The 20,951-nt window shown below is 72.9% G+C and carries 22 protein-coding genes; 11 read left to right on the forward strand and 11 right to left on the reverse strand.

Annotated elements, in window-relative coordinates; genetic code table 11:
• Positions 1–109: 109 nt before the first annotated feature.
• Positions 110–961 carry an NAD(P)-dependent oxidoreductase gene (locus tag ACIBI5_RS11920; RefSeq protein WP_397245871.1) on the reverse strand — a complete coding sequence of 284 codons (852 nt, stop codon included), beginning with the start codon at positions 959–961 and terminating at the stop codon, positions 110–112.
• 89 nt (positions 962–1,050) lie between these two features.
• Between ACIBI5_RS11920 and ACIBI5_RS11925 the strand changes: the two genes are divergently transcribed.
• The 3 genes from ACIBI5_RS11925 to ACIBI5_RS11935 all read left to right on the forward strand — a co-directional run bounded on the left by ACIBI5_RS11925 (position 1,051) and on the right by ACIBI5_RS11935 (position 3,542).
• Positions 1,051–1,614, forward strand: coding sequence for a TetR/AcrR family transcriptional regulator (locus ACIBI5_RS11925; RefSeq protein ID WP_397245873.1), 564 nt, complete (start codon positions 1,051–1,053; stop codon positions 1,612–1,614).
• Between the two features lie 114 nt (positions 1,615–1,728).
• Entirely contained in the window at positions 1,729–2,889 is a 1,161-nt protein-coding gene (locus ACIBI5_RS11930) for a sensor histidine kinase (protein ID WP_397245875.1), read from the forward strand.
• Positions 2,886–3,542 (forward strand): response regulator, encoded by a 657-nt coding sequence (locus ACIBI5_RS11935; protein ID WP_397245877.1) that lies wholly within the window; start codon positions 2,886–2,888, stop codon positions 3,540–3,542. The genes ACIBI5_RS11930 and ACIBI5_RS11935 overlap by 4 nt, the downstream gene beginning before the upstream one ends.
• 169 nt (positions 3,543–3,711) lie before the next feature.
• On the opposite strand, the gene ACIBI5_RS11940 is transcribed toward ACIBI5_RS11935, so the two are convergent.
• Entirely contained in the window at positions 3,712–4,602 is an 891-nt protein-coding gene (locus tag ACIBI5_RS11940; RefSeq protein ID WP_397245879.1) for a phytanoyl-CoA dioxygenase family protein, read from the reverse strand.
• A gap of 84 nt (positions 4,603–4,686) precedes the next feature.
• Here ACIBI5_RS11940 and ACIBI5_RS11945 point away from each other — a divergent pair, with 84 nt between their 5' ends.
• Complete coding sequence (locus tag ACIBI5_RS11945) at positions 4,687–5,553, forward strand: helix-turn-helix domain-containing protein (protein WP_397245881.1); 867 nt, start codon at positions 4,687–4,689, stop codon at positions 5,551–5,553.
• A gap of 81 nt (positions 5,554–5,634) precedes the next feature.
• On the opposite strand, the gene ACIBI5_RS11950 is transcribed toward ACIBI5_RS11945, so the two are convergent.
• Positions 5,635–6,300, reverse strand: a complete 666-nt coding sequence (locus ACIBI5_RS11950; RefSeq protein WP_397245883.1) for a sensor domain-containing protein — start codon at positions 6,298–6,300, stop codon at positions 5,635–5,637.
• Positions 6,301–6,437: 137 nt separating this feature from the next.
• On the opposite strand from ACIBI5_RS11950, the gene ACIBI5_RS11955 reads away from it, so the two are divergent.
• A complete protein-coding gene (locus ACIBI5_RS11955; protein WP_397245885.1) occupies positions 6,438–6,953 on the forward strand; it encodes a hypothetical protein in 516 nt (171 codons plus the stop codon).
• An 8-nt stretch (positions 6,954–6,961) separates the two neighbouring features.
• Here the strand turns inward: ACIBI5_RS11955 and ACIBI5_RS11960 are convergent, their stop codons facing one another.
• Positions 6,962–7,588 carry an FMN-binding negative transcriptional regulator gene (locus tag ACIBI5_RS11960; protein WP_397245887.1) on the reverse strand — a complete coding sequence of 209 codons (627 nt, stop codon included), beginning with the start codon at positions 7,586–7,588 and terminating at the stop codon, positions 6,962–6,964.
• A 37-nt stretch (positions 7,589–7,625) separates the two neighbouring features.
• On the opposite strand from ACIBI5_RS11960, the gene ACIBI5_RS11965 reads away from it, so the two are divergent.
• Positions 7,626–8,957 (forward strand): aminotransferase class I/II-fold pyridoxal phosphate-dependent enzyme, encoded by a 1,332-nt coding sequence (locus tag ACIBI5_RS11965; protein WP_397245889.1) that lies wholly within the window; start codon positions 7,626–7,628, stop codon positions 8,955–8,957.
• A 73-nt stretch (positions 8,958–9,030) separates the two neighbouring features.
• Here the strand turns inward: ACIBI5_RS11965 and ACIBI5_RS11970 are convergent, their stop codons facing one another.
• The 4 genes from ACIBI5_RS11970 to ureA are packed head-to-tail and all read right to left on the reverse strand — an operon-like array spanning position 9,031 to position 14,163.
• Complete coding sequence (locus tag ACIBI5_RS11970; RefSeq protein ID WP_397245891.1) at positions 9,031–10,638, reverse strand: amidohydrolase; 1,608 nt, start codon at positions 10,636–10,638, stop codon at positions 9,031–9,033.
• A complete protein-coding gene (locus tag ACIBI5_RS11975; RefSeq protein WP_397245893.1) occupies positions 10,638–11,909 on the reverse strand; it encodes an MFS transporter in 1,272 nt (423 codons plus the stop codon). The genes ACIBI5_RS11970 and ACIBI5_RS11975 overlap by 1 nt, the downstream gene beginning before the upstream one ends.
• Before the next feature lie 11 nt (positions 11,910–11,920).
• On the reverse strand, positions 11,921–13,603 hold the full coding sequence (locus ACIBI5_RS11980; RefSeq protein ID WP_397245895.1) for an urease subunit alpha: 1,683 nt from the start codon (positions 13,601–13,603) through the stop codon (positions 11,921–11,923).
• A complete protein-coding gene (gene ureA, locus ACIBI5_RS11985) occupies positions 13,600–14,163 on the reverse strand; it encodes an urease subunit gamma (RefSeq protein WP_397245897.1) in 564 nt (187 codons plus the stop codon). The genes ACIBI5_RS11980 and ureA overlap by 4 nt, the downstream gene beginning before the upstream one ends.
• Positions 14,164–14,252: 89 nt before the next feature.
• Here ureA and ACIBI5_RS11990 point away from each other — a divergent pair, with 89 nt between their 5' ends.
• Positions 14,253–15,455, forward strand: a complete 1,203-nt coding sequence (locus tag ACIBI5_RS11990) for a PucR family transcriptional regulator (protein WP_397245899.1) — start codon at positions 14,253–14,255, stop codon at positions 15,453–15,455.
• A gap of 1 nt (position 15,456) precedes the next feature.
• Here ACIBI5_RS11990 and ACIBI5_RS11995 read toward each other — a convergent pair whose 3' ends face one another.
• A complete protein-coding gene (locus ACIBI5_RS11995; RefSeq protein WP_397105412.1) occupies positions 15,457–15,645 on the reverse strand; it encodes a hypothetical protein in 189 nt (62 codons plus the stop codon).
• Positions 15,646–15,706: 61 nt separating this feature from the next.
• On the opposite strand from ACIBI5_RS11995, the gene ACIBI5_RS12000 reads away from it, so the two are divergent.
• Positions 15,707–16,756: a LacI family DNA-binding transcriptional regulator gene (locus tag ACIBI5_RS12000; protein ID WP_397245901.1), complete on the forward strand. Its 1,050-nt coding sequence runs from the start codon at positions 15,707–15,709 to the stop codon at positions 16,754–16,756.
• Here the strand turns inward: ACIBI5_RS12000 and ACIBI5_RS12005 are convergent.
• Both ACIBI5_RS12005 and ACIBI5_RS12010 read right to left on the reverse strand, forming a co-directional pair.
• Complete coding sequence (locus tag ACIBI5_RS12005; protein ID WP_397245903.1) at positions 16,753–17,598, reverse strand: deoxyribonuclease IV; 846 nt, start codon at positions 17,596–17,598, stop codon at positions 16,753–16,755. The two genes, ACIBI5_RS12000 and ACIBI5_RS12005, sit on opposite strands and share 4 nt — an antisense overlap.
• Before the next feature lie 63 nt (positions 17,599–17,661).
• Entirely contained in the window at positions 17,662–19,155 is a 1,494-nt protein-coding gene (locus ACIBI5_RS12010; RefSeq protein WP_397245905.1) for a PucR family transcriptional regulator, read from the reverse strand.
• 131 nt (positions 19,156–19,286) lie between these two features.
• Between ACIBI5_RS12010 and uraD the strand changes: the two genes are divergently transcribed.
• The 3 genes from uraD to pucL are packed head-to-tail and all read left to right on the forward strand — an operon-like array spanning position 19,287 to position 20,950.
• Positions 19,287–19,784, forward strand: a complete 498-nt coding sequence (gene uraD, locus ACIBI5_RS12015; RefSeq protein WP_397245907.1) for a 2-oxo-4-hydroxy-4-carboxy-5-ureidoimidazoline decarboxylase — start codon at positions 19,287–19,289, stop codon at positions 19,782–19,784.
• The gene (gene uraH, locus ACIBI5_RS12020) at positions 19,781–20,074 is read left to right on the forward strand and encodes a hydroxyisourate hydrolase (protein ID WP_397245909.1); all 294 of its coding nucleotides are present in this window, start codon (positions 19,781–19,783) and stop codon (positions 20,072–20,074) included. The genes uraD and uraH overlap by 4 nt, the downstream gene beginning before the upstream one ends.
• Complete coding sequence (pucL, locus tag ACIBI5_RS12025) at positions 20,075–20,950, forward strand: factor-independent urate hydroxylase (protein ID WP_397245911.1); 876 nt, start codon at positions 20,075–20,077, stop codon at positions 20,948–20,950.
• Position 20,951: the final 1 nt, after the last annotated feature.

The raw sequence follows: 20,951 nt of genomic DNA on the forward strand, positions 1-20,951 counted from the left end.
TGGGGCCCGCCGGCCGGAATGTGGAGGGGCGCCCGCTGGGCCGCGGAATCCGGACCGCGATCCGGCCTGACGGGGGCGGCCGGATCGCGCGAGCGGGCGCCCCCTCACATCACCCCCGCAGGACGTCGGTGAGGCGGGTGAGACTGTCCTGGCCGTGACCGGCGGCGATGCCGCGGCGGAAGGTGTCCAGCATGGCCCGCGGGATCGAACCGTCCACCCCCGCCGCCTCGGCCGTGCGCACCACGTGCTCCAGGCTCGCCGCCGCCATCCCCAGGTTCTCCATGTCCCCGGAGTGGTCGCCCGCGTCGATCCGCGGTGCGTAGAGCTCCACGAAATACCGGAGATCGATGGACTTGACCGCATGCTCCTGGAACTGCCGCGCCGACACTCCGTACGCCCGCGCCACCGTCTGCCCGTGCAGGTAGCCCACGAGCCCGGTCCAGAACATGTCGATGCCGATCTGGTAGTACAGGGCGGCCAGGCCTGGGTCCTCGCCCAGGTAGTCGATCCCGGTCAGCGCTTCGAGGGCGGCTCGGTGGGTCTCGACGGCCTCGGCGGGGCCGCTGTAGTACGTCGAGGTGCCGGGCGTGCCGATACCGGGCGGCGGCGTCTGCACGCCCCCGGTGATCTGCGTCCCGCCGTGCCCGGCCACCCACTCCGCCGCCGTCCGCGCCTCGGCGGGCGTGCCGGAGGTCAGATTGACCACGGTACGGCCGGCCAGCGCCCGGGGCGCCCGCTCCAGGACGGCGTAGACGGCGTCGTAGCCGGTCAGGCTCAGCACCACGAGCTCGTTGGCCCTGAGCGCCGCCTCCACGTCCGGGGCCAGGCGCGCCCCTCGGGCGACCAGGGCGTCGGCCTTGCCGGCGGTGCGGTTCCAGACGGTGACGTCGTAGCCCTTGTCCAGGTAGGCGGCGGCCATGGCGTGGCCCATGAGGCCGAGGCCGATGACGGTGACGGACATGCGTTCTCCCTAAAATGAACGTTCTATCTAATAAGACGGACAGTAGCACGGCGCTAAAATGAACGCTCTATCCAATAGGATGCGGAGTCATGAAGACCAAGGAGCGCATCGTCCGCTCGACCGCCCGCCTGATGCAGCGGCAGGGGTACGCGGCCACGGGCCTCAAGCAGATCTCCCAGGAGGCCGAGGCCACGCTCGGCTCGGTCTACCACTTCTTCCCCGGAGGCAAGACGGAGCTGGCGATCGCGGCCCTGCGGCACGGCGGCCAGGAGTTCGCCGGCATGCTGCGCGAGGCGCTGGAGCGCGAGGACGACCCGGCCACGGCGATCGCCGCCTGCGCCGACGAGCTGGCGGAGGGGCTGCGCGCCTCCCAATGGCTGGACGGGTGCCCCATCGTCATCACCGCGCTGGAGAGCACCGGCACGGCGCCGGACATCCAGCGGGCCGCGGAGGAGGAGTTCGCCGGCTGGCGGGAGCTGGTCGGCGGCAAGCTGCGCCGTAGCGGCTTCCCCGAGGACGTCGCCCACGAGCTCGCGCACACGGTGATCAGCACGCTGGAGGGGGCCGAGATGGCCGCCCAGGTCGCCGAGAGCGAGGAACCCCTGCGCATCGCGGGCCGCCACCTCGCCCGGCTCATCGCGTCCTACCGCTGAGAGCACGGGGCTCAACGGCGGGTTCGTGGCGGCGGGCCGCCCGCCGCTGGCTATCCTGTGGCACGTCGAGCCAGGTACGGCTCCCCACCACGAGCCCACCGGGAGGCGACCACCGTGACAGCCGTCCAGCGCCGGAGCCCATGGCTGGCGACGACGGTGGCGGCGCACGTGGTCCTGGCCCTCCTGACGGTGATCATCCTGGCGGCCGCCCGGTACCTCGGCGCGGACCTGTGGCAGGTCCTCACCGCCGCGGGCGCCGCCGCCCTGCTCCACGCGGGAGCGGAGGTGGCCCTCCGGCGGCCGTGGGCGGGGTACGCGATCGGCGCGCTGGGCATGCTCGTCCTGGTGACGCTGCCCTTCCCGGGCTGGTCACCGGTCATGCTGCCCTCCGCCGTGTTCTTCCCCCTGACGTTGTGGCGGCTGACCGGCCAGGTCCCGGTCAGGTCCTCGGCGCTCGCGCTGGCCGTCGCCGTGCTCGGGATCGTCCTCAACGAGCTGGTCTCGTGGGCCCGGCTGCCCCCTGGCGTTCCCTGGTGGACCCGCCTGAGTGAGGGCGGGCTGCTGATGCTCGTGGTCGGCGGTGTGTGGCTCGCGGCCCTTCTGCTCCGCCGCAGGCACGAGAGCCGCCGGCGAGCCGAGAGCGAACGACTGGCCGCGGCCATCGCGGACGAACGGGCCGGCATCCGCCGCGACCTGCACGACGTGATCGCCCACACGGTCACCGTCATGGTCGTGCGGATCGAGGCCGCGGCGGTGACGACGGCGGATCCGGCCACCCGCCGCGAACTCGGCGACATCGCCGAGGCCGGCCGGGACGCCCACCAAGGCCTGCGGGCGATGCTGGCCACGCTGGGCCCGGCCACCGCGGCGCCGCGCGGACAGGTTCCGATCTCGCTCGACGCCCTCCCCGACCTCGTGGCCTCGGCGGCGAGCCCGCTCCACACGGTGACGTTCGCGGAGGCGGGTGAGCGGCGGCCGCTGAGCCTGAGCGCCGAGGTCGCGGCGGTCCGTACCGTGCAGGAGGGCATCACCAACGCGCTGCGCCACCTCGAACCACCGGTCAAGGTGGCCGTTCACCTGCGCTGGAGCCCGAACGAGGTGACGGTGGAGGTACGCGACGACGGCGGCAAGGCTTCTCGAGAGGCCGGCAGCGCGGGAACCGGACTCCTGGGAATCGAAGAACGCGTGCGTACCGCGGGCGGCACCCTGTCGATCGACGACGGGCACGACGGCTGGGTGCTGCGGGCGCGGCTCCCCACGAAGGAGGGCGCATGATCCGCGTCATGCTCGTCGACGACCAGGAACTGCTGCGGGCCTCGCTCCGTACGGTGCTGTCGGCCGACGAGCGCATCGAGGTCACCCACGACGTCGGGAACGGCGGCGAGGCGATCGAGGTCGTCCGGCGCCATCGCCTCGACGTGGTGCTGATGGACATCCGCATGCCCCGCATGGACGGGGTCGCCGCCACCGCGGAGATCGTGAGGATCGCACCGGCGACCCGGGTGCTCATGCTGACGACGTTCGACGACGACGAGTTGGTCGTGGCCGCCATCCGGGCCGGCGCGAGCGGCTACCTGACCAAGGACGTCCGGCCCGCCGCCCTGGCCCAGGCCGTGTGCGACGTCGCCTCCGGGACGTCCGCGCTGGCCCCGGGAGTGGCAGCGACGGTCCTTGATCTCGTACGGCAGGTGCCGATGCGCAGGGCGAAGGCCCTGGAGGGCCTCACCCCGCGCGAGGTCGAGGTCTTCGGCCTGCTGGCCCGCGGCAGGTCCAACGGCGAGATCTGCGCGGAACTGGTGCTGAGCGAGAACACCGTGAAGTCGCACGTCCGGGCCGTCCTGCAGAAACTGGACCTGCGCGATCGTGTGCACGCGGTGATCCACGCCTACGAGAACGGGCTCGTGGGCCGCGACGATCTGCCGCGCTGAGATCACACCTCTTGGGGTGATGTCCGCCCAGGTTCGGCGTCGTTGCTCGCCACGTCCGCGCTTTCCCCGTGTGACCTTGCCCTCGGCGGGATGACGGCCGCCGGTCGAGACGGTCGTCCGCGGCGGGGACAACCTGCTGCGTGCTCGGGGCGGTCGCGCAGACCGGAGCCTAGAGCCCGTCGTCCGCGTGCCAGTGGTTCTGCCAGCGCGGATCGATGACCTCGGTGGCCGACTGGTAGCGGATGTCGGTGGACAGGCGGACCAGTCCCTCCGGGTCGACGTTGTCCAGGGATGCGTGGATGATGTGCGCGCCGTGCACCATCATGTCGCCGGCCCGGAAGCCGGTGACGAGCCAGCGGGCGTCGTGCTCCTCGGCCAGCGCGGGCAGGTCCGCGGTGATCGAGGCGGCGGGACGCCGGAGCGTGCCCGCGGCCTCCTCGGCCAGCACACGGCGGTGACTGCCTTCCAGATAGATGAGCGGCCCGCGCTCCACGGGGCAGTCTCCGAGCGGAATCCACGACGACAGCACCTTGTCGGTGCCCTCACGCAGGTAGACCAGGTCGTAGTGGGCCTGGGTGGCGGTGCCGACGCCCGTCTCGCCGGGTCCGACGTGCCGGATCAGCTTCCTGCGGTGCAGATGCACCTCCTCGGTGTCCAGCAGCCACCGGTAGAAGCCGGCTATCCGGGGGTGGCGGCACAACGCCTCGTACTCGGCGCCGGGGACGATGTCGCGAAACAGCACGCGGCGCATCGTCGCCCGGTCGAGGTCGCCGCCGCCGGCCCTGCCGAGCCGGGGGTCGCTGCCCGGCTCGGTGACGCCCGTCCCCTCCAGGGCAGCGAAGTAGTGGCGGCGGAACTCCAGGATCTCCGCCCGGTCGAGGAAGCCAGGCAGGAACAGGTAGCCGTCGCGGGCCAGCCGGCGCCGCAACGCGGCCCGGTCGTGGCGCTCGGCGGCGCGGACGGGCTCGAGCCGGCCGAGCCGCTGGGGGCTCGGATCGAGCCGGTGGCCGTTGGAGGTCAGGACATCTGTCGATGCCGGTGCGGTCTCGGTGCGGAACATGACCCCATGTTCAGGGCATGGGCGGCCGTCATGGTATGCAGTGTTTCCGGAGCCGTTTGCACTTTTGTCGGGAGTTGGGTGGGGGTGCCGGTGCAGATCGCCCACTATCGGACCCCGCCCGAGGGCGTCAGAGCCCTCGGCCTGGCCGTCACCGGAGCCGGCACCATCCTGGGCCAGGGCCGGCCCCGGCCCAGGCGGGCGCTGACGGGGTACGCCGGGGTCATGGTCACCTCGGGCACCGGGCATCTCGTCCTGCACGACCGCCCGGGACGGCACAGGATCGGGCCCGGCACCTTCTTCTGGCTCCCACCCGGAGTCCGGCACACGTACGGGCCCTCGGGCGGGACCTGGGACGAGCACTGGGTGCTGTTCGAAGGACCGAGCACCGGCGGCTACGAGAGCCTCGGCTACCTCGGTGGGGGAGTGGCGGCCGTGGAGGTGGCCGATCCCGCCTGGGTGGGGGTGGCGATGACCCGGCTGGTCGAGCTGACCGGACGGGCCACGTCCCTGCCCGACCACGTCGCGCTCGGCGCGGCGCTCCACGCGGTGATCCACGCCGTCGGCCCGGGACGTCGGCTTCCGCCGGACCGGGCGCCCGCCTCGCCGCTGGGCAACCGGGCGATCGCGCTGCTCACCGCCGATCTGGAGCGCCCGGTGCGGATCGGTGAGGTGGCCCGGGAACTGTCCGTTTCGCGCGACACGCTGATCGCGGCGGTCCGCGCCGTCACCGGGGACACTCCGATCGACTACCTCACCCGGCACCGCCTGGACCGTGCGAAGGTGATGCTCGCCGACACCGACCTGCCCGTGGGCGCCATCGCCCGCAGGGTCGGGTACACCGGCCACGCCTACTTCACCCGCGTGTTCACCCAGCGGGCGGGAATGTCACCGACGGCCTTCCGCGAGCAGGCCTTCCGTGAGCAGGCCCCGCCGGAGGACCGCCCCGGCTGATCGCCGTGGTGGACCGCCTCGGAGGGCCGCACGCGGCAAGGGCCGCCGCCGCGGGATGCGGCGACGGCCCCGGAAGGGCGCTCACGCGGCGAGCACGCTCTCCTCGTAGGGGTGGCGGACCGCCTGCGGCCGCGGGGCCGGGCGGGTGAGCAGGGCCTCGGCCAGGTTCGCCTTGAGCGTCGCGGCGATCCGCACGACCGCCGGGAGCGTCAGGGCGAACAGCAGACCGGCCGCGGTGTTGAAGGCGACGAAGACGCCGTCGCCGTCACCCAGACCGAGCAGCGCCGGCAGGCCGCCGTCGAGCCCGGGGAGCTTGGCCAGCGCCCAGCCGTAGATCGGGAAGGTCAGCCCGGCGATGGCGCCGGCCCACCACACGGCCGTCAGGACGAAGGAGACGATCGCGAACGGCAGCGCCACGATCGCGTGCAGCAGGTCGAGGAAGGCCTGGCCGTTCGCGATCGGGGTCATCGTGCGGCGGAACCAGCCCGCGCCCACGGGGGCGGCCGGGTACTCGGGCCGGGCCAGCGGCCGGCCGACGACGTCGGGCAGGGCGGCCCGCTCGGCGTCGGCGAACTTCCTGGCCAGGACCGCGGTCGCGGCGAGCACCGGGAGGCCGACGAAGGCCACGGCGCCGCCCAGACCTGCCGCCACGCCCGCGACGACCAGCACGAAGGCGATGACGGTGACCGGGAAGCCGATCAGGACATAGCGGGTGTCGGTGGTGATGCGGTGCTGGAGGGTTCTCATGGCGAAGACGCTACGGAGCGGGCGCGGGCGCGACGACCCTGCGTACCGGCGTCGTGGGGGTAGGGCTGTCCCTACCCTTGGCAAAGTTCATTAGATAGCTGTACTATCTAATAGAACGCTATCCACGTGGAGGGGTCATGTTTCTCACTGTCATCGTGCTCGTGGTCGCCGTGCTGGGATTCCGGCTGCTGGGGGCGCTCGGGGTGGGCAGGTTCGCGTCGTGGCCGGTCAGCGCGGCGCACGGGATGGCCGTGCTGCTGGTGGTCACCGCGAGCGCGCACTTCGTGCCCTCGGGCTCGCCGCTGCCGATGCCGGGACACGCCGACATGGTGGCGATGGTGCCGCCGTTCGTCCCGTTCCCGAGTGCCGTCGTCTATCTGACCGGGGTGCTGGAACTGCTCGGGGCCGCCGGGCTCCTGCTCGCCCGTACCCGCTGGGCGGCCGGGTTCGCGCTCGCGGCGCTGTTCGTGGCGATGTTCCCGGCCAACGTCCACGCGGCGCTGGCGGGGGTCTCGTTCGCCGGCGGCGAGGCCACGCCGCTGTGGTTCCGCACGCCCGAGCAGGTGCTGTTCATCGCGGTCGCCCTCTGGGCGACCAGGGGTGCCGAGCGCGCGCTCCTGCCCGTTCCGCGCCGCCGTCCCGTCGCCGGATGAGGTACGGCTCAGCCGCCCGCCCCGGCGGCGAGGCGGCGTAGCACCTGGGCCCGTGCCCCGGCGTCGCGGACCTGGTCACGGGCGGCGAGGCGGCCGGCCACCCGCTCCCGGAGCTCGGCCGGCTTGTGGCTGTCGTACTTGAACTTCGCCCGCGCCTCGACGACCTCCAGCCGCAGGCCGCGGATGGCCGAGAGCATCTTGTGGTACGGCCCTTCGGTGGCCGACATCGCGCCGTGGCCGCCGCCGGGCTGGTGGTGGGCGAGCTGGCGGCGCAGGATCTCGGCCTTGCCCTCCCGCTCGTCCAGGATCTCGGCCCGGCAGATGAGCTGGACGGCGGCGTAGTAGCTGGTCGGCACGCCGTCCACGGGGGCGCGCCAGGTGGAGGGGATGTAGGCGTAGTCGTCGGCGACGGTCAGCGTCACCTGCGGGTCGGCCTCCAGCGCCGCCCAGATCGGGTTCGGCCTGGCCAGGTGCAGGCACACCTCCCGCTCGCCGTCGAACAGGAAGTGCGAGGGGACGACCACCGGCGGCCCGCCGTCCACCCCGTTGGCCGCCAGCAGGCCGAAGTCGCGCCCTCGCAGCCATTCGTGCCACTCGTCCTCGCTGCGGGCGGCGTCCCAAGGATGAATCAGCATCTTGAAAATCCCTTTGTACTAATACAAAATAGACTTTGTGCTAGTAAGCTACACGTTCGCTGGCGGGACGGCCAGCGAGATCGCCGCCGGCATCGAGGCCGCCGTGGCCGAAGGCGCGCTCGCGCCCGGCTCCGCCCTCCCGACCGTGCGCGAGCTCGCCGCCAGGACCGGCGTCAACGCCAACACCGCCGCCTCCGCCTACCGCCTGCTGCGCGAGCGCGGCGTCGTGGAGACCGCCGGCCGCCGCGGCTCGCGCGTCAGGCCCCGCCCGGCCAGCACCGCCCGCGAGGACATCCGCATCCACGTCCCGCCCGGCGCCCGCGACCTGTCGCGCGGCAACCCCGACCCCGCGCTGCTGCCCGACCTCACCGACGCCCTGGCCGCCGCCGCCCGCGCCCACGCCGCCGGCCCTGCCCTGTACGGCACCGCGGACCTCCCCGACCTCGTGGCCCACGCCGCCGCGGCCTTCGAGGCCGACGGCATCCTCGGCGGCGCCCGCCCGGCGGTCACCTCGGGCACGCTGGACGCGGTGGAGCGCGTGCTGACCATGCGCCTGCGACCGGGCGACGGCGTGGCCGTGGAGGACCCCGGCTGGTCGGCCGCCCTCGACCTCGTCACCGCCCTGGGGCTGCGCCCGGTCCCGGTGCCGGTCGACGACGACGGCCCCTGCGCCGCCGGGCTGGAGCGCGCCCTGGCCGCGGGCGCACGGGCGGTCATCGTCACCGCCCGCGCCCAGAACCCCACCGGAGCGGCCGTATCGGCCGGCCGCGCCGCCGCCCTGCGCCCCCTGCTGGCGGCGTACCCGCAGGTCCTGCTCATCGAGGACGACCACGCCGCGGGCCTGGCCAACCTGCCCGTCCACACGCTGACCGGCACCACGGCCCACTGGATCCTGACCCGCTCCACCGCCAAGTCCCACGGGCCCGACCTGCGCCTGGCCGTCGTCACCGGCGACGCCCAGACCGTCGACCGCCTGCGCGGCCGCCAGCGGCTGGCCGCGGGCTGGGTCAGCCACCTCCTGCAGCGCACCGTCGCCCACCTCTGGCAGGCCGGCGCGGTGTCCACCGCGCACGTCGCCGCCTCCTACACCGCGCGCCGCCAGGCCCTCATGGACGCCCTGGCCGGACACGGCATCCCCGCGCACGGCCGCAGCGGACTCAACGTCTGGATCCCCGTCGCCGACGAGACCACCGCCATCACCGGCCTGCTCGCCCACGGCTGGGCGGCCGCCCCCGGGGCCCGCAACCGCCTCGCCACCCCGCCCGCGATCCGCGTCACGGTGGCGGCGCTGACGCTGCGGGAAATCCCCGCCGTGGCGACCGCCCTCGCCGCCGCCGTCCTCCCGGCGACACAGGGCCGTTACGGCTGATGCCCCGGCGCGGGGCCGTTACGGCTGATGCCGTGGCTCAGCCGTTCAACCGACGACGCAGGGATGCCCCTGCTCAGCCGAGCAGGTCGTGGACCAGCTCGCCGCCGATCGCGGTGGCCAGCACGGCGATGTCCCCGATGCTCCGCGGCGCCACCGCCAGCAGGTCGTCGGACAGGACCGCGAAGTCGGCCAGCTTGCCCCGCGTCAGGGTCCCCTTGAGATGCTCGTCGAAGACCGCGTACGCCGACCCGGAGGTGTAGGCGCGCAGGGCCTGCTCCGCGGTCAGCGCCTCGCCGGGATTGAACGGCCGCCCGCCCGAGGTCCGCTGGTTGACCAGGTCGTGGATGCCCAGCAGCGGCGCCCCCTCGACCACGGGGCAGTCGGAGCTGCCCGGCAGCACGATCCCGGCCTCCAGGAACGAACGCTGCCGGTAGCACCCGGCCGACCGCTCGGGTCCCAAGGCGGCGAGCATGCCGTCGCCGATCTCCGAGATGAACCGCCCCTGCGGCACCGGGATGACGCCGAGCGCGGCGATCCTGGCCACCTGCGCGGGGCTGGTGACGGCGCAGTGCTCGATGCGGTGGCGGGCGTCGGTCCTCGGCCAGCGCGACTGGGCCTCGGCGTAGGCGTCCAGGACCACGTCGACGGCGCGGTCGCCGATGGCGTGCGCGGCCACCTGCCAGCCGGCCCGGTGGGCGCGCAGGATGAACGCGTGCAGCGCCTCGGCCTCCTCCTGCAGGAAGCCCCGGTTGCCCGGCTCGCCGGCGTAGTCGCAGCACATGGCGGCGGTACGCCCGATCAGCGAGCCGTCGGAGAAGACCTTCACCGGACCCAGGCGCAGCCGCTCGTCGCCCAGCCCGGGACCGATGCCGAGATCGAGGCCGAAGCCGTCGCCGACCTCGTGCAGGTTGGGCGAGCCCGGCATCAGGACGGCGCGCTGGAGCAGCAGCCCGCGGCGCACCGCCTCCTGGAACGCGGCCACGTCCTGCGGGCCGTTCCCGGCCAGCCCCCGGCCGACGCCGGGCTCGGCGAAGCTGGTCAGCCCCTCCGCGGCCGCGACCCGCGAGGCCAGGCCGATGCCCTCCACGAACTCCTCCTGCGCCACCGGCCGCAGCACCCGGTGCGCCAGGTCCTGCGCCTGCTCGGTCAGCAGCCCGTCGGGCCGGCCGTCCCGGCCCCGGCCGACCGAACCGCCGGGCACGTCCGGCACGTCCAGGCCGGGAAATCCCATCAGCGCGAACGCGGCGGTGCTGGCCACGCCCATGTGGCCCGAGTTGTGCTGCAGCCAGACGGGCCGCCCGCCGGCCGCGCGGTCGAGCGCCTCGCGCTCCGGGTGCGCGCCGAGCTTGTTCTGGTCGTAGCCGGCGCCGCGTACCCACGCATCTCGCGGCAGCTCGGCCGCGCGCGCGGCCACGAGCGCGTAGAGCTCGCCGAGCGTGCCGACCCGCAGGTCCAGCTCGCGCAGCCGCTGGCCGCGCATGCTGAGGTGGTGGTGGGCGTCGTTGAATCCGGGTACGGCGGGCCGCCCGCCCAGGTCGACCACCCGCTCGGCGGTGAGCCCGTCGAGCTCCTCGTCCAGCCCCGCGATCCGGCCGCCGAACACGCCGAGCCGGGAGGCGGATGGCCGGTCGGGGTCCAGCGTGGTGAACCGGCCGTTGACGTAGAGCGCGTCGAGGCGCATCACACCTCCACAGGAGTCGGGCGGGTGGCCGAGCGGCGGCTCAGGGCCAGTACGCAGGCCATGGTGAGCAGGATGACGACCAGGTACTGGCCGACGACGGCCCAGATCGTCCCGGTCGAGCTGAGCAGCGCCTGGGCGATCATGGGCGTGGTGCCGCCGATCAGCGCCCCGCACAGCTGGTAGGCCAGCGAGATGCCGGTGTAGCGGATCCGGGCGGGGAAGGCCTCGGCCAGGAAGCCGGCCAGCGCGGCGTAGGAGGAGCCGCTGAAGACGACGCTGAGCGCCAGGCCGATCGTGGCCCACGCCGGCGAGCCGGTGCCGACCATCAGGAACGTGACCGGCGTGCACACGATCAGCGCGGTGAACGCGATCAGCATGTACTTGGCCGCGCCCATCCGCTGGCCGAGGACCGCGCCGATCGGCTGGGTGACGAACTGGGTGACCGAGACGATCAGCAGCACGTTGAGCATGGTGCTCTTGGTGATGCCCAGGTCGGTGGTGGCCCAGGACAGGATGAAGGTGTTGGTGAAGTAGGCGGAGGCGATGCCGACGCCGCTGGCGCCGATGCCGAGCAGGACGAGCGTCCACGACGTGCGGAAGACCTCGGCGACGGGGAGCTTCACGACCTCGCGCTTCTCGCGCATCCGCACGAACTCCGGCGACTCCTCCACCCGCAGCCGGATGACCAGGCCGACGATGACCAGGACGGCCGACATCAGGAACGGGATGCGCCAGCCGTAGGACAGGAAGGCGTCCTCCGGCATGAGGCTGACCAGGGCGAACACGCCGGTGGCCAGGATGGATCCGGCGGGGGAGCCCTGCTGGGCGAAGGCGGCGTAGAAGACGCGCTTCGGCCCGGCGTGCTCGGCGGCGATGAGGACGGCGCCGCCCCACTCGCCGCCGACGGCGATGCCCTGGACGAAGCGGAGCGTGGCCAGCAGGATCGGGGCCAGGATGCCGATGGAGGCGTAGGTGGGCAGGACGCCGACCAGGGTGGTGGCGCCGCCCATGAGCAGCAGCGTCGCGACGAGCGTGCCCTTGCGGCCGATACGGTCGCCGAGGTGGCCGAAGATCACGCCGCCCAGCGGCCTGGCCAGGAAACCCACCCAGAACGTGGCGAAGGACGCCATCACCCCCGCGGTCGGGCTGGCCTCGGGGAAGAACAGCCTGCCGAAGACCAGCGCGGCGGCCGTGCCGTAGATGTAGAAGTCGTACCACTCGATGGAGGTTCCGACGAAGGACGCGATTCCGGCGCCACGGGGATTGCTCATGAGGGGGGTTCCTAGGCGAAGTGGTGGAGTTGGGCCAGCGGCACCTGGGTGGCGGGGTCCATGCTCACCTCGGCGCCGTCCACGAGGACGGGTCCGGGTTCGCGGGGGACCACCACCGACGGCGTCGCGATGTTTCGGTACATGTCGATGCGGGTGAGGCCGCGCGCGTTCTTGATCGCCGCGTACCGGAGCCCGCGGGGCAGCGCGTCCCTGCTGTCGGCGGCGTCGAGGGCGTCGTGGGCGACGAAGATCCGCGACAGCTGCGCGGGCGCGTCGCCGAGGCCGCCGAAGTAGTCGCGGTAGACGCGGGGCTGGGTCAGCCGCGTGGATCCGGACCCGCTACCGGACACCCCATGGGCGACAAATCCGGACTTGATGACCAGCTCCGGCTTCGCCCCGAACCACGCCGGATGCCACAGCACGATGTCGGCCAGCCGCCCCGGTAGCAGCGTGCCCACCTCGTGCACCATCCCGTGCGCCACCGCCGGATTGACCGTGAGCTTGGCCAGATACCGCAGAATCCGCTCATTGGCGTTCCGCGCGCCCCCGCCGGGCCCGGCAGCGCCGGTCACCGCGAGCTCGCGGAGTTCGTGCAGGTGGGCGAGCTGCCAGGTACGGCGCACCGTCTCGGCCACGCGGCCCATGCCCATGGAGTCGGAGTTCACGATGCTGATCGCGCCCAGGTCGTGCAGGACGTTCTCGGCCGCGATGCCGTGCGCGCGCACCCGGCTCCTGGTCACCTCGACGTCGCTGCCGATGTGGTGGTTCTGCCGGTGCACGGTCATCGTCATCGGGAACAGCTCGCCGACCGTGTTCGTCGTGTACGGGATCGTCGGCGTCGTCGAGGACGGCAGCACGTGCGGCTCGCTGAGGATCTCCAGCAGGTCGGGATGCCCGCCGCCCCCCTCCACGTGGTAGGCGTGCACGGTCCGCCCCCGCGTCGCCGAGATCGTGTCGGCCAGGTAGCCCGACTCGTTCATCGAGTCGGAGTGCAACGCCACCGGCAGGTCGGCGTCCTCGGCCACCCCGAGACAGGTGTCGATGATGCGCGGCGTCGCCCCGAAGTCCTCGTGGATCTTGAAGCCTCCCGCGCCGGCCAGCACCGCCTCCTCCAGAAGCCGCCGCGAGCTGGAGGAGCCGCGGGCCAGGAAGGCGACGTTCAGCGCGGTCCCGCGCCAGGCGGACATGAGCATGTGCAGGTTGCGCGCCGGGTTCACGCCGACGTCCCACACTCCGCCGAGCCCCATGCCGACCACGGTCGTGACACCGGAGGCCAGCGCCGCCGGGGCGATCTGGGGAGAGGACAGGTGCACGTGCGAGTCCACGATGCCCGGCGTCGCGATCAGACCTTCGCCCGGCACGATCGCGGTGTGCGAGTCGACGATCGCGCCCTGGAACGGCACGACCCGCCCGTCCTTGACCCCGATGTGCGTCTTGCGCACCCCGAGCACCGGGTCGATCAGCACGACGCCGGCCACGACCAGGTCCAGCGCCGACTCCCGGTCGCCGCGCGGGCGGGCCAGCAGGCCGTCGCGCAGCGTCTTGCCGCACCCGCCCAGCAGTTCGTCGCCGTGCGGGACGTCGTCGTGCTCGACCTCGGCCCACAGGCTCGTGTCGCCCAGGCGGATCCGGTCGCCGGTGGTGGGGCCGTAGATCGCGTTGTAGGTCTCGCGGTCGATTCCGGGTGTGGTCATGACTCGATCACCTCCACGTCGACGCTCTCGCCGGGGCGGAACGCGGTAGCCGTACCGGCTGGGATGTCCAGGCGCAGGCCGGATGGGTCGCGGTCGAAGGTCAGCGCCGCGTTGACCTCCCCGAGCGGGAAGTGCGAGGAGACGAAGACCGTGCGCGCGCCCTCGTTGGTCACCCGCAGCCTGGCGCGCCGGCGGCCGGGGTTGATCTCGACCGGCTCGGCGGCGGTCCGCACCGCGCCGGGGCCGCCCTCGCGGGCCGGGCCGATGGGGGCGTCGACGGCGACCAGCGCGGTGCCGTTCGGGAAGAGCGCCTCGACCTGGACGTGCGTGACGAGCGCGGCGACGCCGTCCATGACCTCGCCCTCGTCCAGGACGGCCTTCGCCCCCGCGATGACCTCCTCCAGGGACAGGCCGTCCCAGGCGAGCTCCAGGATCTCGTCACAGATGAGGGCGATGGACTCGGGCGCATTGAGCGGGCGGCCGCGGGCGCGGCGGCGGCGGGCGAGCTCCGCGAGCGTGAAGATGGTGAGCCGCTCCTGCTCACGAGGCGTCAGATGCACGTGCTACCTCCCTTGCGGCCACCGTAAGCCCAGGTCACGGAGGTGGCCAACGGTGATACGGCGCGTAAACAACGCGTTAGATTGTGCATATGACCAACGATGTCGTCTCGCGGCTGGCCACGCGATGCCTGAGCGGCTACGACGACCTCATCGACGCCTGGCTGCCCGAGGTGATGGCCATCGAGCCCTACGCGCGCGGGCTCGTGCCGCCGGAGGAGGTGCGGGCGGGGGCGCGGGTGGGGTTCGCGCTGATCCTGCGCGTGCTGGCCGACGGGCGTACCCCGGAGGAGCTCGCCTCGCATTCGGAGGGCATGGGCGAACGCCGGGCCGGGCAGGGCGTGCCCCTGGAGTCGCTGCTGGCCGCGGCGCGGCTGGACGCCAAGGTGCTGTGGCACGGCCTCATCGCCCAGGCCGGACCGGACGACCTGCCCGGCCTGCTGCGCTCGGCGAACCTGGTGTGGGAGGCGGTCGAGCAGCACAACACCGGCCTGATGACCGGCTACCAGCGGGCGGTGCTGGAGATGGGCCGCCAGCGCGAGGACCAGCGGCGCACGTGGTTCGCCCGGCTGCTGGACAACGACGGCCGCAACCCCGACGTGGTGCGTGACGCCGGACGGGTCCTCGGCTTCGACACCGCTGCCGCCTTCGTCGCCGTCGTCACCGACGGCAGCACGGGCCCGCTCCGGTCAGGTTCCGCGCCGTCCTCATCGCTGGCCGACCCCGCCGCGGGCGCCTCGCTCCGTGCGGCGCTCTCCACGCTGAGCTCGCTCGGCCTGCGCCTGCACCGCCACGACGCGCCGACCGGCGACATCCTCGTCGTCCAGCTCCCGGCCCGCGCGGGCGGGGCGGAACGCGTGGTGCTCGACGCGCTGGCGGGCGTCCCCTGTGGCGTCTCGCCCGAGGTGGCGGGCCTGGCGAGAATCCCCCACGCCGTACGGCTGGCCGCCGCGACCGCCCGCGCCTCGGCGCCGGAGGGCGGCCCGGTCCGCCTGGAGGACAGCTGGCTGGAGGTCTTCACCGCCCACAATCCCGAGCTGTCGGCCGAACTGGCCGCCCGGGTCCTCGGCCCCCTCTACACGGTGGGCGCGGCCGAGCGGGAACGGCTCCTGGAGACGGTCCGCGTGCACCTGGCCGGCGACGGGGCGATCGCCGCCACCGCCGCCGCCCTGTATTGCCACCGCAACACCGTCCAGCACCGCTTCGCCCGCTTCAAGGACCTGACGGGCCGCGACGTCCGCGCACCCGAGGACGCCGCGGTGATCGCGCTGGCCCTGCGCGCGGCCACGTTCTGACCTACTCGGTGACCGTCCTGGCGGGGGCCGGGTCCAGGTGGTCGGCGGTGCGGCGCAGGGTGCGGGCCAGCCGGACCCTGACGCGTTCGACGTCTCGGCCGGGCTGTCGCGGGGCATCGGGCAGCGCGGTGCGAAGGCCGTCCTCGTACCCCATCGCCGTCTGGTGGGCGAGCACTTGCATGGCATCCATGTTGCCTCCTTAATCCATTAAGAGCTTAACTGATTAAGAAACGGTTCGCTAGGGTGTGTGGATGACCGAGCGAGTGACCCTGCAGACGATCGCGGACCGCGTGGGCGTCTCGCGCGCCACGGTCTCCTACGCCTTCTCCCGCCCCGACCAGCTCAGCGCCGAGTTGCGCGAGCGCATCCTGCGGGTGGCCGACGAGCTCGGGTACGCCGGCCCCAACCCGACCGCGCGATCCCTGAGACTCGGCAGGGCGGGGGCGCTGGGCCTGATCTTCACCGAGACGCTGCCCTACGCCTTCGCCGACCCGTACGCGATCGGCTTCCTGCAAGGGCTCGCGGTCGCGGCCGAGGAGGCCGCGGTCGGGCTGCTCATCCTGCAGCAGCCGCGCGGCGTCGAACGTACCGAGCTGGTGCGCGACGCCGTGGTGGACGCCTTCTGCGTGTTCTCGCTGCCCGACGGGCACGCGGCGCTCGACGCCGTGCTGGCCAGGCGGCTGCCGACGGTGATGGTGGACGAGCCGTTCGTGGAGGGCGTGCCGTTCGTGGGGATCGACGAACCGGCCGCGGCCGGATCGGCCGCGCGGCACCTGCTCGACCTCGGCCACAGACGGGTCGGGCTGGCCGTCGTCGGGCTCCACCAGGACGGCCGCCACGGCTGGGCCGACGTCGGACGGCAGGAGAGCGCGGTCTTCCAGGCCATGCGCAACCGGATCCTCGGCTACCGCGCCGCCTTCGAGGCCGGAGGAGTCGACTGGGCGGACGTGCCGGTCTACGAGGTGGTGGGCAACGAGCGCGAGGCGGGCCGCGAGGCCGGCCGGGCGCTGCTGGCCCGCTCACCCCGGCCCACGGCGGTGCTGTGCAACACCGACGTGCTGGCGCTCGGCGTGCTGGACGCGGCGGCGGAGGCGGGCGTCAAGGTGCCCGACGAGCTGTCGGTGGTCGGCTTCTCCGACAGCGCGGCGGAGGAGGCGGACCTCACCTCGGTCAGGCAGCACAGCCAGCTCGCCGGCCAGACCGCGGGCCGGCTGCTCCTGTCGGGCGACCCGCGGCCCGAGCGGCTGCTGCTCCCGCACGAGCTGAACGTCAGGAACAGCACCGCCGCGGCCCCGTCCTAGAGCGGGGCGTCGCGCAGGTCCTTGAGCGCCTGGATGTCGATGCGGTACTCCGGCGGCTTGCCCGGCGTCTCGATGCAGACCGGGACCCCGGCCACGATGTCGTGCCGGAACAGCTCGCCGAAGGCGGCCAGCCCGATCTCGCCCTGGCCGATCTTCTCGTGGCGGTCCTTCTTGGAGCCGCAGACGTCCTTGGAGTCGTTGGCGTGGACCAGCTTCAACCGGCCCGGCGCGATCTTGTGCAGCGCGTCGAGGGTCTCGGTGACGCCGCCCTCCTTGGCCAGGTCGTGCCCGGCGGCGAAGGCGTGGCAGGTGTCGAAGCAGATGCCCGCCTTCGGGTGCCAGTCGAGCGCCGCGAGATAGGGCTCCAGGTCCTGGACCGTCGCGCACAACATCGCGCCCTGCCCGGCCATCGGCTCCAGCAGCAGGTCGGGGCCGCCGTCGGGGATCTCCTCCAGGAGCGGCAGCAGGTGCTCGTGCAACTGCGCCATCGCGGCCTCGCGCGGCTGCGTGACCGCCGAGCCGGTGTGCACGACCACGCCCTTGGCGCCCGTCTCGACACCGCGCCGCAGCGTGTAGCGGGTCAGCTCGATGGAGTTGGCGAGCGTGTCGGGGCTGGGCGAGCCGAAGTTGACCAGGTAGGGGATGTGGATGAAGCTCTCCACTCCCGACTCGGCGAGCTTGGCGTCCTCGTCGGGCTTGCGCTCGGTCAGCGCCCACGAGCGCGGGTTGGTGACGAAGACCTGCATCATCTCGGCGCCGATGTCGGCCATGAACTTCAGGCCGCCGGTGGCCAGGCCGCCCGCGACGGAGACGTGCCCGCCGATGAGTGAAGTGGGAGTCATGATGGCGTCCAGTCTATCGCCGCGCTCCGCCCGTCTCCGTCGCCCTGACCTCTCTTTACCCGTCTAGCCCAGCCGCAGCGCCAGGAAGAAGTCCACCCGGTCCTCCAGCCGCGACAGGTCGCGCCCGGTGAGGTCCTGGATGCGCTGGATGCGGTAGCGCAGCGTGTTGACGTGCACGTGGAGCAGCTCGGCGCACTTGGTCCACGACCCCGAGCACAGCAGGAACGCCTCCAGCGTGCGCACCAGGTCGGCCCGGTGCACCTGGTCGTAGGAGCGCAGCGGGTCCAGCAGCCGCACCCGGAACATGTGCCGCACGTCGTCGGGCACCGACGCCAGCAGCAGCACGTGCGTGGCCAGTTCGTCGTGGCCCACGACCGCGTCGGGTTCGGCCCTGCCCTCGGCCATCCGGCGCGCGTAGCGGGCCTCCTCGACCGCGCCGCGCAGGCCCTCCACCTGCGCCTGGCCGCTCACCCCGACCTTGAGCCTGCTGCCGCCGAGCCCGGGTGCCAGCGCGTGTACGGCGTCGCGTACCCGGCCGGTGACGTCCTCGCCGGTCGCCGGCACGAGGGCGATCGTCTCGTCCTCGACGACGCCGACGACGGGGCGCAGGCCGTACAGGATCTCCTTGACGACCGCCCGCAGCTCGCCGGGGCGCAGGCTGCCCCCCGCCGCGGCGGCGACGGCGACGTAACCGGCCGCCTCGGCCAGGCCGGTCACCTGCAGGCGCGGCAGGATGTCGCTGGGCCGTCCGTCGGTGAGCACGAGCCGGACCAGTTCCTGGCCGATGCGGCCCTCGGGGCTGAGCCGGTCGTCCAGCCGCATGCGCTCCAGCGCGGCGACGGCCGCCAGTTCCGCGGCCAGCGCGAGCCGTTCCTCCGGCCAGTCGTCCATGGAGCCCTCGAAGGCCACGAACCAGTCGGCCACCCGCGAGGTGGTCTGCTCGTCCACGGGGAAGATCGTGTGGCCGCCGCGTACGCACGGCAGCCGCTTGGCCGTCAGGAACGCCCTGGCCAGCATGGCCGGGTCGGCAGGCGGCTCGGCGCCGGCCACGGTACGGCCGGAGGCGGTCAGCACCCAGCCGCGCATGCCGAGGTCGCGCCCGATCATCTCCATCACGGGGTCGAGCCCGGCGCCGGAGACGAGCTGACGGTGCCGGTCGAGCACGGCTTTGACGTCGGAGGCCCGCGCGCCCGACAGCCGGCGCACGATGTGCTCGGTCACCTCGGCGAACCCGAGCGCCTGCGGCACGTGGAACAGCGGCACCCGGTGCTTCTCGCACGCGGCCACCAGGTCGGCGGGCAGGCCGCCGGAGGCCGCCTCGCAGGCGCCCAGCCCCGAGACCCCGGCGGCGGCCAGCGCGGCCACGAACGTCTCGCTGTCGGCGGGGGAGTCGCGCCAGATGAGGCCGGTCAGGACGAGTTCGCCGCCGCTCAGGTAGCGGCCGGGGTGGAGCAGGTCGGTGGTGACGACCCAGCGCAGCGGCCGGTCGAGTTCGTCGTGCCCGACCACGGTCGACAGGCCCAGTTCGGGCATCTCCAGCAGCGCGTTGAGTCGCATGCACGGACAGTACCCGCGGGTGCGGGCCCCGAGAACTTGGAGCATGACACGAAAAGTCCTGACCAACCCCTGGAGCAGTTCGGAGTTCTTGCGGATGGACCGGGCACGAGAGCCCTGTGTGTACTTCTGACATGCCGAACCTGCAGACCGTGTCCGGGCTGGCCGACTTCAACGCCCTCGGCCCGGCCGACGCCGAGCGCGAGCTGATGGCCTGCTGCGCCTCGCCCGCCTTCGCCAGGACCGTGGCCGCGCTGCGGCCCCACCGGGACCTGGCCCAGCTCACCGCCGCCGCCGACACCGCGGTGCGCGCGCTGGAGTGGCCCGAGGTGCTGGAGGCGCTCGGCGCCCACCCGAGGATCGGCGAGCGCACCACGGAGAAGTGGTCGCGTCAGGAGCAGGCGGGAGTCGGCGACGACGTGCTGGCCGAGCTCGCGCGGGGCAACCGGGACTACGAGGACAGGTTCGGCCACGTGTACCTCATCTGCGCGACCGGCCTGAGCGGCCGCCAGATGCTGGACCGCCTCAACGAGCGCCTGCTCAACGACGAGGAGGCCGAACGCCGCGTGGTACGCGACGAGCTCGCCAAGATCACCCGGCTGCGCATGGCGAAGCTGGTGGGCGTGGCATGAGCTTCTCCACCCACATCCTGAACGCCGCGACGGGCCGCCCCGCCGCGGGAGTCCCCGTACGGCTGGAGCGGGACGGCGAGGTCGTGGCCGAGGGCCGCACCGACGACGACGGCCGGATCAAGGGCTGGAACCCCGGCCGGGGCGTGCACCGCGTCGTCTTCGACACCGGCGCGCTGAGCGCCTTCTACCCCGAGGTGGTCATCACCTTCGCCGTCGAGGACCCGGACCAGCACTACCACGTGCCGCTGCTGCTCAGCCCGTTCGCGTACTCCACTTATCGAGGGAGCTAGATGCCTGTCATTCTCGGGCCCAACCGCTACGGAAAGGCGGAGACCAGGGTCGTCCGGGTCGTGCGGGACGGCGGTGTCCATCACATCAAGGACATCAACGTCAGCTCGGCCCTGTCCGGCGACATGGCCGATGTCCACCTGACCGGCAGCAACGCGGCCGTTCTCCCCACCGACACGCAGAAGAACACGGCCTTCGCCTTCGCCAGGAAGCACGGCGTCGACCAGATCGAGGACTTCGCCCTCCTGCTGGCCAGACACTACGTCGACAGCCAGCCCACGATCGGCCACGCCCGCGTGGAGATCGAGGAGTACGCCTGGCGGCGCATCCCCGTCTCCGGCGAGCACCGGCACTCCTTCGTCCGCGACGGGCAGGAGGTGCGCACCTGCGTGGTCCACCACGACAGGGACGGCCGCACCACCGTCGTGTCCGGCCTGAAGGACCTCGTGGTGCTCAACTCGACCGGCTCGGAGTTCCACGGCTACATCGAGGACGCGTACACGACGCTGAAGCCCACCACCGACCGCATCCTCGCGACCGCCGTCAGCGCCGGGTGGCGGCACACAGGCGAAGCCTCCTCCTTCGGCACGTCCTACGACGAGGTACGGCGCTGCCTGCTCGAAGCCTTCGCCGACACCCACAGCCTCTCCCTCCAGCAGACCCTCTACGCCATGGGCAGGCGGGTGCTCGACACCCGCGAGGAGGTCTGCGAGATCAGGTTCGCGATGCCGAACAAGCACCATTTCCTCGTGGACCTGGCGCCGTTCGGGCTCGACAACGACAACGAGGTCTACTACGCGGCCGACCGGCCCTACGGGCTGATCGAGGGCGCCGTCCTGCGGGACGACGCCCCTGAGGCCGCCTTCGCCTGGGAGTGAC

The organism is Nonomuraea sp. NPDC050540, from assembly GCF_044457485.1.
In the GTDB taxonomy this organism is placed as follows: Bacteria; Actinomycetota; Actinomycetes; order Streptosporangiales; family Streptosporangiaceae; genus Nonomuraea.